The 10,648-nt window shown below is 68.8% G+C and carries 6 protein-coding genes; 5 read left to right on the plus strand and 1 reads right to left on the minus strand.

Annotated elements, in window-relative coordinates:
- The first annotated feature begins 98 nt into the window (after window positions 1–98).
- The 5 genes from HD601_RS16550 (at window position 99) to HD601_RS16575 (ending at window position 9,467) form a co-directional block, all read left to right on the plus strand.
- A complete protein-coding gene (locus HD601_RS16550; RefSeq protein WP_221441054.1) occupies window positions 99–1,628 on the plus strand; it encodes an ATP-binding cassette domain-containing protein in 1,530 nt (509 codons plus the stop codon).
- Window positions 1,625–2,662, plus strand: a complete 1,038-nt coding sequence (locus tag HD601_RS16555; RefSeq protein WP_184823593.1) for an ABC transporter permease — start codon at window positions 1,625–1,627, stop codon at window positions 2,660–2,662. The genes HD601_RS16550 and HD601_RS16555 overlap by 4 nt, the downstream gene beginning before the upstream one ends.
- Window positions 2,659–3,723: an ABC transporter permease gene (locus HD601_RS16560; RefSeq protein WP_184823595.1), complete on the plus strand. Its 1,065-nt coding sequence runs from the start codon at window positions 2,659–2,661 to the stop codon at window positions 3,721–3,723. Before HD601_RS16555 ends, HD601_RS16560 begins: the two co-directional genes overlap by 4 nt.
- A 32-nt stretch (window positions 3,724–3,755) precedes the next feature.
- The gene (gene rhaS, locus HD601_RS16565) at window positions 3,756–4,799 is read left to right on the plus strand and encodes a rhamnose ABC transporter substrate-binding protein (protein ID WP_184823597.1); all 1,044 of its coding nucleotides are present in this window, start codon (window positions 3,756–3,758) and stop codon (window positions 4,797–4,799) included.
- A 687-nt stretch (window positions 4,800–5,486) separates the two neighbouring features.
- Window positions 5,487–9,467, plus strand: a complete 3,981-nt coding sequence (locus tag HD601_RS16575; RefSeq protein WP_281386769.1) for a glycosyl hydrolase — start codon at window positions 5,487–5,489, stop codon at window positions 9,465–9,467.
- A gap of 208 nt (window positions 9,468–9,675) precedes the next feature.
- On the opposite strand, the gene HD601_RS16580 is transcribed toward HD601_RS16575, so the two are convergent.
- Window positions 9,676–10,566 carry a DUF4062 domain-containing protein gene (locus tag HD601_RS16580; protein ID WP_184823603.1) on the minus strand — a complete coding sequence of 297 codons (891 nt, stop codon included), beginning with the start codon at window positions 10,564–10,566 and terminating at the stop codon, window positions 9,676–9,678.
- Window positions 10,567–10,648 lie beyond the last annotated feature (82 nt).

The raw sequence follows: 10,648 nt of genomic DNA on the forward strand, positions 1-10,648 counted from the left end.
CGGCAGGTCCCTAGGGTAACTTGAACTTAGCATGAATCGATTCATCCTTGATTCAAGTCGAGTTCGGACGACGATCCCTCAGCGAGGAGGAGGCCTGCGTGGCCATCGAAGTCGAAGCGTCCGCCCCGCCGCGTCCGGTGCTCGAGCTGCGACGGGTCGTGAAGTCGTTCGGCCCGGTCGTCGCGCTGCGATCCGGCTCATTGATCCTCGAGCGAGGCTCGATCCACGCACTCATCGGCGAGAACGGCGCCGGCAAGTCGACGCTCGTCAAGATCGTCGCCGGCCTCTATCGCCGCGATGCGGGCGACCTCCTCCTCGACGGCGAATCGGTCGACTTCTCCAGCACCGCACAGTCCAAGGCCGCGGGCATCGCGGTGATCTACCAGGAGCCGACGCTCTTCCCCGACCTCTCGGTCACCGAGAACATCTTCATGGGCCGCCAGCCCGTGACCCGGCTCGGGCGGATCGATCGCCGAGCGATGCGCGAGGAGGCGCAGGAGATCTTCGGCCGTCTGGGCGTGGCACTCGACCCGGACCGCGTCACCGAGGGCCTGTCCATTGCCGACCAGCAGATCATCGAGATCGCCAAGGCGATCTCCCTCGACGCGCGTGTGCTGATCATGGACGAGCCGACGGCGGCGTTGTCGGGCGTCGAGGTCGAGCGCCTGTTCGCCGTCGCCCGGAGCCTTCGCGACGAGGGTCGGGCGCTGCTGTTCATCTCGCACCGGTTCGACGAGGTCTTCGCGCTGTGCGACACCGTCACGGTCATGCGCGACGGCTCCTACGTCGACACCACGCCCATCGCCGACACCACGGTCGACGACCTCGTCAGACAGATGGTCGGGCGTGACGTCACCGAGCTCTACCCGAAGCTCGCCGCGGACATCGGTGACGTCGTGCTGGAGGTCGAGGGGATCACCCGCGCCGGTGTGTTCCGCGACGTCTCATTCTCGGTGCGTGCCGGCGAGATCGTCGGCCTCGCGGGCCTGGTCGGCGCGGGGCGCAGCGAGGTCGCGCGCGCGATCTTCGGGGTCGACGCGTACGAGAGCGGCAGCGTACGGGTGAACGGAGAGGCATTGCCGAAGGGTCGCCCGCGCACGTCGACGAGTCGTGGCATCGCCCTCGTCCCCGAGGACCGGCGCAGACAAGGCCTGGTTCTCGACGACGGCGTCTCGCGCAACCTCACGCTGGCCATCCGGTCCAAGCTCGCCAGGTGGGGGCTGGTGTGGACCCGCAGTGAGAACGAGGCGGCGCAGGTGTGGGCGAGCCGGCTCGAGGTGAAGACGTCCGCCCTCGATGCCCAGGCCAGCACGCTCTCGGGCGGCAACCAGCAGAAGGTCGTGCTCGGCAAGTGGCTTGCCACCGAGCCGAGAGTGCTCATCGTCGACGAGCCGACGCGCGGCATCGACGTCGGCACCAAGGCCGAGGTGCATCGTCTGCTGAGCCGGCTCGCCCAGCAGGGCATCGCGATCCTCATGATCTCGTCCGAGCTCCCGGAGGTGCTTGGGATGGCCGACCGCGTCCTCGTCATGAGAGAAGGGCGCCTCACGGGTGAGTTCCCGCGTGACCAGGCGACGCCGGAGGCCATCATGCACGCCGCCACCACGGTCACGGAGGCGGTCCGATGACCACGGTCACGCGCCCTTCGGCTCCCGGCGCCAGCAGCGCGTCCAGGTTGATGCGCCACGCCGCCACCGCGCGCGAGACCGGCATCCTGGTCGCCCTGGTGCTGGTGATCATCGCCGCGACCCTCAGCAACCCGAACTTCCTCTTCTCCAGCGACGGGTTCCGCGACCTGCTCCTCACGCCGTCGCTGCTCCTGCTGGTCGCCGTCGGCCAGGCGATCGTGATCATCACCCGCAACGTCGACCTCTCGGTGGGGTCGATCGTGGGCCTGACGGCGTACCTCACCGGCACCCTCTTCGTCGACGTCTCCGGCATCCCGATCGTCGTGGTGTTCCTCGCCGGTGTCGCCCTGGGCGGACTGCTCGGTCTCGTCAACGGAGCCCTTGTCGCCTTCGCGCGGGTGCCGGCGCTCGTGATCACGCTCGGGACCATGTACGTCTACCGCGGCATCAACGTCGCCTGGACGGGCAGCGACCGCATCAACGCCTCGGACATGCCGGGCGGCTTCCGCGGACTCGGTACCGACCAGGTGCTGGGCATCCCGATCCTCACGATCATCGCCCTCGTCGTGCTCGCCGGCGCCGCGTGGTATCTGCGCAACCTGCGCAGCGGGCGCGAGCTGTACGCGATCGGCTCCGATCCGGCCGCCGCCCATCTGTGTGGCCTGCCCATGACCCGGCGCATCGTCGCGGCATTCGTCGTCAGCGGCGCCCTGTCCGGGCTGGCCGGCGTGCTGTTCGCCGCCCGCTACGGCACCGTCAGCTCCGGCGCCGGGTTCGGCTGGGAGTTGCAGGCGATCGGTGCTGCGGTCATCGGCGGCGTCGCCATCTCGGGCGGCGTCGGCACCGTCCGGGGTGCCGCCATCGGCGCGTTCCTGCTGCTCACCATCAACCGCGCCCTGCCGATCCTCGGAATCGACGACTTCTGGCAGCGAGCGGTCGTGGGCGTCCTCATCCTCGGCGCGATCGTGCTCGACCGGGTGCTCGCGGTGAGACAGCACCGACGGCTCATCGCCCAACGGGAGGAGACGAGATGACCGCGACCGAGGTCGCCGTGCGCACCTACAAGCCCCACGCGAGGCCCGCGTGGCGACGGGCGCTGCTCACCCGCGAAACCGCCATCGTCGTGATCCTCGTGCTCGTGGTCGTCGTGTCGCTCGCCACCGTGCCCAACTTCGACAGCCCGCTGACCGCGACCTATCTGCTCCGCGACGTCGCCCCGATCCTGCTGATCGCCCTGCCCATGACGCTCATCATCGTCACCGAGGAGATCGACCTCTCGGTCGCCAGCATCGTCGGTCTCGCGAGCGTCGTGACCGGTCTGCTCACCCAGGCCGGGCTGCCGTTCCCCCTGGCCGCACTTGCCGCCGTCCTGGTGGGAACACTGGCGGGAGCGTTCAACGGGTTCCTCGTGACCGTGGTCGGCCTGCCGTCGCTCGCGGTCACCATCGGCACGCTGGCGCTCTTCCGCGGCATCGCGGTCGGCCTGCTCGGCACCACGGCGATCACAGACTTCCCGGAGAGCTGGACCGACCTCGCCAAGGCCAACATCCCCGGCACGCCGATCCCGGTCGTCATGATTCTCTTCGCCATCCTCGCGGTCGTCTTCGCCGTGCTGCTGCACTTCACGCCGTACGGACGGTCGCTGTACGCGATCGGCCTGAACAAGGACGCGGCGGCGTTCTCTGGCATCGACGTCGCCCGGACCAAGTTCCAGTTGTTCGTCCTCAGCGGCGCGGTGTCGGGATTCGCGGGCGTGTACTTCACGCTGCTGTACTCCAACGCCCGCGGCGACAACGCCATGGGGATGGAGTTGCAGATCATCGCCGCGGTGCTGCTCGGGGGCGTCTCGATCTTCGGCGGGCGAGGGGCGCTGCACGGCGTGATCGCCGGCGTGCTCCTCATCGGGACACTCGGCAGCGCTCTCCGGCTGGCCGGGATCTCCAGCGACATCATCAACGTCATCACTGGCCTGCTGCTCATCGCGTCCGTGGTGTCTACCAGCCTCCTCGCCTGGCTCCAGACCCGGCGGTTCGGCGCCCTCTCGAGGAGACGACGACCGGGGGACGACCGCCGACCACAGCCGGCACCCCAATAGCAGTGCGTTCGCATCAAGGAAGGAAGACAACGATGTTCGGACCGAATCCGAAGCGGCGCGCAGGAACGGCAGTAGCGCTCGCGCTGGGCATCGCCCTGCTGGCGACCGGCTGCGGCAACGACTCGAGTGACTCCGGCGGAGGCGGCGGGGACGGTGGCGACGCCAACTTGGCGATCACCTTCCTGCCGAAGAACCTCGGCAACCCCTACTTCGACACCTCGAACGCCGGCGGCGCGGAGGCGATCGAGGAGTTCGGTGGCTCCTACGAGGAGGTCGGGCCGACGGAGGCGAGCCCGACGTCGCAGGTCAGCTTCATCCAGACCGCCGCCCAGCAGGGGGTCGGCGCCCTCGTCGTCTCTGCGAACGATCCCGAGGCGATCTGCGACGCGCTCGACGAGGCGCGCTCGGCGGACGTCAAGGTCGTCACCTTCGACTCCGACACCAACCCCGAGTGCCGCGACCTCTTCATCAACCAGGCCTCCGCCGAGGGGATCGCGAAGGTGCAGGTCGACCTCATCGCCGAGCAGATCGGTGGGAGTGGCCAGATCGCCATCCTGTCCGCATCGGCCAACGCGACCAACCAGAACGCGTGGATCGAGATGATGGAGGCGGAGCTCGAGGCCAGTCATCCCGACATCGAGCTCGTCGAGGTCGTCTACGGCGACGACGACGACCAGACGTCCTTCGACAAGACCGCGGCGCTCCTGCAGACCTACCCGGAGCTGAAGGGCATCGTGTCGCCCACGACGGTGGGCATCGCCGCGGCGGCACGCTACCTCTCCACGTCCGAGCACAAGGGCACGGTCGCGCTCACCGGCCTCGGCACCCCGAACCAGATGCGCGAGTACGTCAAGGACGGCACCGTCACCGCATTCGCGCTCTGGAACCCGGCTGACCTCGGCTACCTCGCCGCCTTCGCCGCCCAGGCCCTCGTCACCGGCGAGATCACCGGCGAGGAGGGGGACACCTTCGAGGCCGGCCGGCTCGGCTCGTATGAAGTCGGCGCCGACGCTGCGGTCCTCCTCGGGGATCCGTTCGTCTTCAACGCCGAGAACATCGACGACTTCGACTTCTGACGGCGGCCGTCGCGCCTCGGACACCGAAGCCTCGCCGGGGTGCCACGTCCCCCGGCGAGGCGGTCGGCGCGCTCGAGCGCGGGCGCCGGCCGCCTGGACTCCACGGAGCGCCTGTGACCTCACCGAGGAGGGACACCGAATGGAGACAGCGCGGCCACCAGCCCCCGCGATCGACGACGAGGACCTGAGAGTCCTCCAGCTCATCGCGCAAGGGCTCCCCCTGGACGTGGTCGGACGGCGGATGGACATGTCCGAGCGCACAGTGCGCCGCCGCACCCGTGCAGTGTGCGATCGGATCGGGGTCGCGACACCGATCGAGGCCGTCGTGTGGGCGGCGCACCGAGGCCTGCTCTGAGGTCACGCTGCTCCGGGGTTGACCGGATCCGGACAACCTGCACCGCTGACCTACCGGTCATCACCCGTGGGCTCTACGGTTTGTCACAAGGGATTGAATCGACTCAATTCCTGCTCTGGCGGACGGCGAGATCAATCGTCGTCAAGCCCACTCTCACGGGCCATCCAGCGATGGCCGCCGCACACCCCGAAAAGGGCGCGCGGCCGCGCCCCGGCGAGCGTGAGAGACGGCGTCGCCCGAGCTGAGCGGCCCCTGTGCGGGAATCGTCCAAGGGAGGGCGAATGGACCTGAACCGAAGAGGTTTTCTGAAGGCCACGGCCGGAGCATCGATGATGCTCGTGGTATCGCAGCACGTCGGAACCGCTGCGGCGGGGGAGCGCAAAGCGTCCTCGCATCCGTTCGGCGAGACTCCGGCGTCCGCGCGGCCGCACACGTGGTGGCACTGGATGAACGGCAGCGTCACCTCCGAGGGCATCACTCGTGACCTCGAGGCGATGGCCTTGACGGGCATCGGCGGCTTCCATCTCTTCGAAGTCAGCGACCGCATGCCTGCCGGTCCGGTCGTCAGTTACAGCGACGAGTGGTTCGATTTGATGAACCACGCCATGAGCGAGGCCCACCGCCTGGGACTGGACCTCACCCTGCACAACTGCTCGGGCTGGTCCTCCACCGGAGCGCCCTGGATCACGCCAGAGCTATCGATGCAGCAGCTCTCCTGGAGCGAGACCTACGTCCAGGGCGGCGGCACCGTCGAGGTGGACCTGCAGCGGCCGCTGGCCAACCTCGACTACTTCCAGGACGCGAAGATCCTCGCCTTCCCGTCGCTGCCGGGCGAAACCGCACCGCTGACGAGCCGGGTGCGGCGCGCCACCGTCGACGGCGTCGAGACCGACGTCGCGGCGATCACCGACCGGACCATCGACACCGTCATCGAGATGCGCCCGGCCGACGAGAACAGCCCCGCCCGTCTGGTCCTCGAGTTCGCCGAGCCGTTCACGGCGCGGACGATCGCGATCCAGGCCGCCGTCCCGGGCGACAACCGCAGCGCGCCCGCCGGGATGGTCCTCGAGGCGTCCCAGGACGGATCGAGCTACACACCGGTGGCTGCCCTCACCGGCGGCAGCGGCTTCGGCCGGACCGCGGCCTTCCCCGCGACCGCCGCGTTCGAGGCCGTGACCGCCCGGTTCTTCCGGGTGTCGTGCAGTCGTTCGGTCGACATCAGCGAGCTGGATCTCACCGCGGCGGACCGGCTCGAGGACTGGCCGTACAAGACCAACCTCGGCCGCCGGGCGCTGCAGGACCAGGACCTCGACGAGCGCACCGTCACCGGCATCATCGACTCGCGCAAGGTCGTCGACCTAACCGACCGGGTCGACGACGGACGCCTGCGGTGGGACGCACCGGCAGGGGAGTGGACGATCCTGCGCCTCGGCCACACCACCACGGGGCGCGTGCAGAACCAGGCCACCGACACCGGTGTCGGCCTGGAGATCGACAAGTACAGCCGCGAGGCGATGGACTTCCACTTCGAGCGGTTCTTCGGGCCGCTGCTGGACGGTCTGCGGCCGCTGGCCGATCAGGACCTCGCGGGTGCCCTGATCGACAGCTACGAGGTCGGCATGCAGAACTGGACGCCCGGCTTCGACGCCGAGTTCAGCGACCGCGCCGGCTACGACCTCACCGCCTACCTGCCGGCGATGACCGGCCGCATCGTCGGCGACGTCGAGACGACGGAGCGGTTCCTGTGGGACGTGCGGCGCGTGCAGGCCGACCTCATGGCCGACAACTACTGGGGCCGCTTCAACGAGCTCTGCCACGAGGTCGGGCTGGTCTCGAAGACCGAGCCCTACGGCAACGGGCCGTTCGACGAGCTCCAGGCGGGCTCGCGCACCGACTACCCGATGGGCGAGTTCTGGTTCAGGTCGGGCAACCACATCCCCGATCTGAAGATTGCCTCGTCCGTCGCGCACCTCCACGGCAAGCCGGTGGTCGGTGCGGAGTCGTTCACCGGCTCCGAGGAGTACGCCAAGTGGACGGAGCACCCGTTCGCGATGAAGGCCATCGGCGACCTGGTGTACACGCACGGCCTCCAGGACGTCATCTTCCACACGTTCGTCCATCAGCCCGGCAACCCCGACGTGCTCCCGGGCATGACCATGGGCCCGCACGGCATCCACATGAACCGGACCACGACGTGGTTCGACCAGGCCGGGCCGTGGCTCGCCTACATGGCGTCCTGCCAGCACATCCTCCGCCAGGGCAAGTACGTCGCCGACTTGCTCTACTTCGTCGGCGAGAACGCGCCCGTCGAGACCCGGACCAAGGGGTACTTCGACGAGGAGTACCCGATCCTCACCCCGGACCCGCCGGCCGGACACGCCTACGACCTGTGCGATGTAGAGGCACTGCTCAGCCGGGTCGAGATCCGTCGCGGCCGGATCGTGCTCCCGGACGGCATGCAGTACCGCGCCTTCGTGCTGCCCGACGGCATCACCCAGATGTCGCTGACCGTCCTGGGACGGCTGCACGACCTCGTCCGGGCAGGAATGTGGCTGCTCGGCGCCCCGCCCTCCGAGGTCTACGGCCTCAAGGACAAGGAGCGGAACGAGACGCGGCTGCGGGCGCTCGTCCGCGAGCTCTGGGGCGACTTGGATGGTGAGACGAAGACGGAACGGCAATTCGGCCGGGGCCGGGTCTTCTGGGGCGCGTCTGTCGGCGACGTCCTGGACCGGCTGGAGCTCGGTCCGGACTTCACCTACAGCTCCCGGAACCCCGACGCCAACCTGCACTACATTCACCGGGTCGTCGACAAGACCGACGTGTACTTCGTCGCCAACCAGCAGCGGCGCTACGAGGACGTCGTCTGCCGGTTCCGCGCCGGCGACCGCAAACCCGAGCTGCTCGACGCCCACACGGGCGCGATCATCGACGCCCCCGTCTACGACGTCGACGGCGACGAGGTCGTCCTGCCGCTCACCCTCGAGCCGTCGGGGTCGGTCTTCGTGGTCTTCCGCTCGAAGGCGCGGAAGGAACGGGTCGAGCAGATCACCCGCGACGGCGAGCGGGTGCTGGCGGCCCGCGGCCTCGAGCGCTCCGCCGGCCCGAACGACGTCTCGGACAACTTCACCATCGCGGCGTGGGTCAAGCCGGAGGGGGACACCACGACCGGCCCGGACGACTTCGGCCCGGAGGCGACCGAGGGCCGGCACGGCTACATGGGTGCCTTCAGTTTCGTGGCGTACCCGCCGGACGGTGCCGCGCTCTTCGGGGACGGTCACGCCACCGCCAGCTTCGTCGTCGGCCGCAACGCGGTTGCCGCCTACGAACGCTGGGACGACCAGTTCCCCCGGGTCCTCGTCGCCGACGTCGCCATCGCCGGCTGGACCCATGTCGCGCTCGTCTACCGCGACGGTGTGCCGCACCTCTACGTCGACGGCGAGTTCGTCCACCGTGGCCTCACCTCGGGCCGGACGATCCACCCGGGAGCCGGCTTCGCCGCGCCGGACCGGATCTTCGTCCCGCACTTCGAGGGCGACCTGGAGGCGCTCACCGTCGCGCCTAAGGCCCTGTCCGACGCCGAGATCCGTGAGCTCATGGCCGGCGGCGTCCCGGCGCCGGCGGCACCGCCATCCGTCGAGCCCGCCTTCGGTGCGAGCGGATCACTGCTCGTGTGGCAGAACGGCCGGTACGAGGCGAAGGGCCACTCGTCTCTCCGGCTCTCCGACCTCGGCGAGCCGGCCGAGCTGGCCGGCCCTTGGTCCGTGAGCTTCCCCGCCGGCCGGGGCGCTCCGGAGAGCGTCGAACTGCAGCAGCTGACGTCGCTGCACCGGCACGAGGACGCCGGTGTGCGGTACTTCTCCGGGACCGCGGTCTACAGCACGGCCTTCTCCGCACCGCGCGTCGGGCGGGACCGGCGGCTCTTCCTCGACCTCGGCCGTGTCGAGGTGATCGCGGACGTGACGGTGAACGGCCAGTCCCTCGGGACGTCCTGGCGGCGCCCGCACCTCCTCGACATCACCGACGCCGTGTCGTCCGGGCAGAACACCCTCGAGGTGAAGGTGACGAACCTGTGGCCCAACCGCCTCATCGGCGACGAGCAGCTGCCGCCCGAGTACGACTACAACGAGGGCGGCGAGCGACCCGGCGGCATCTCTGCGATCCCCGACTGGTTCGTCGAGGGCAAACTGAAGCCGGGCGGCGAGCGGATCACGTTCACCACCTGGAAGCACTACTCGAGCGACTCGCCATTGCTTGAAGCCGGCCTAGTTGGCCCGGTGACACTGCGGGAGGCGGCCGTCTGGAGCCTCGACTGACCCGGTTGCATCAGGTCGAACCTCACGAGTAGTCGCCTGCCGTCGCCGGTGGCGGGGATCCGCAGTCCCGTCACCGGCGACGGCCAGCTCGATGTGTCCAGGTGTGCGCGCGGCGCTGGCCGGCCGCGTCAGAGTCCAGGAGGTCGGGTCATAGTGTGCGCGCATATCACGGCGGCCTGAACGCTTCAGGTCAAGACGACATCGATCATCAACCGGAGCTGAGACGAATGGTCTGTTCCGCGTGCATGGGCTGACCATCCTCGGTCCAGGTGAGCAGTACGCGGACGTCGTCACGGCTGAATGCAATCAAGGTCCAAGATCTCTCGGATCCCGGCCCTAGTGTGATCGGCTCCTTCGGCTCGTCGAAGCGAACGGCTGCCTCCTGCCCGTTTAGGCCCTCCACCCGCACCATCAGCTCGTCGGCAGCTGTCGTCGTGCTCTTGTTAGTGACCACCAGACGATTTGAAATGGTTCGATAGAGCTGCTTGCCGCGGTTATCGATCCCCCTCGGCTCCCGCCGATGGTCATGATGGGCGACGAGGAGTGCACCGCCGTTTCGGGCAGCCGGGATTGGACCAGCCTCGACACCCCAGCGCTGCGTGGCGATGTCGTGCTCGATCGCCGCCCGCACCTGGGCTGCGAGGTCTTTCGGGCTTTCGTACTCGCCGAGCAGTCCCTGGGACTGCAGGCCCTCGCGGAACGCCTTGAGGCTTGCGAGTTGCTGCGGATCGATGTCCCCCACGGGGACGGCTTCACGCGAAAAGTAGACGTGGACGGGCTTCCCGGCTGCAACCGCCCGCTGGATTTCCTCCGCTGTGCCCGAGATTGCCGCCGCGGTCGCGGTTCCGAGGCGAGCCTCGAAGATGGCAACGACCGCGTCAGCACGGTCAACCGCTTGAGCGTTGATGATGCTCTGTGGGTGCGCTCCGAGCAGGGGAACCGCATGGTGTTCGTAGAGCCACGGCACCACGACGACGTGCTCGTGCTGGGCGCGCAGCGCATTCCAGCGACCGAGTTCGAGCGCGACTGTGCTGCGCTCCGGTCCCGTGTCGCCAGGCGACGCGATCAGCACCACTATGGCGACGGCGGGAAAGGTCACAGCCCAAATGATGGCACGCGGGACTTGGCACTGGGTCTTCACCACGCCTGGGCCGAGCCGTCGGGGGAGGGCGAGCAGCACC

This window comes from Jiangella mangrovi, from assembly GCF_014204975.1.
GTDB classification, from domain to species: Bacteria; Actinomycetota; Actinomycetes; order Jiangellales; family Jiangellaceae; genus Jiangella; species Jiangella mangrovi.

Coding starts and splice junctions, on each gene's coding strand:
- HD601_RS16555 (WP_184823593.1), top strand. CDS start 1,625: ATGACCACGGTCACGCGCCCTTCGGCTCCCGGCGCCAGCAGCGCGTCC.
- HD601_RS16560 (WP_184823595.1), top strand. CDS start 2,659: ATGACCGCGACCGAGGTCGCCGTGCGCACCTACAAGCCCCACGCGAGG.
- rhaS (WP_184823597.1), top strand. CDS start 3,756: ATGTTCGGACCGAATCCGAAGCGGCGCGCAGGAACGGCAGTAGCGCTC.
- HD601_RS16575 (WP_281386769.1), top strand. CDS start 5,487: ATGCTCGTGGTATCGCAGCACGTCGGAACCGCTGCGGCGGGGGAGCGC.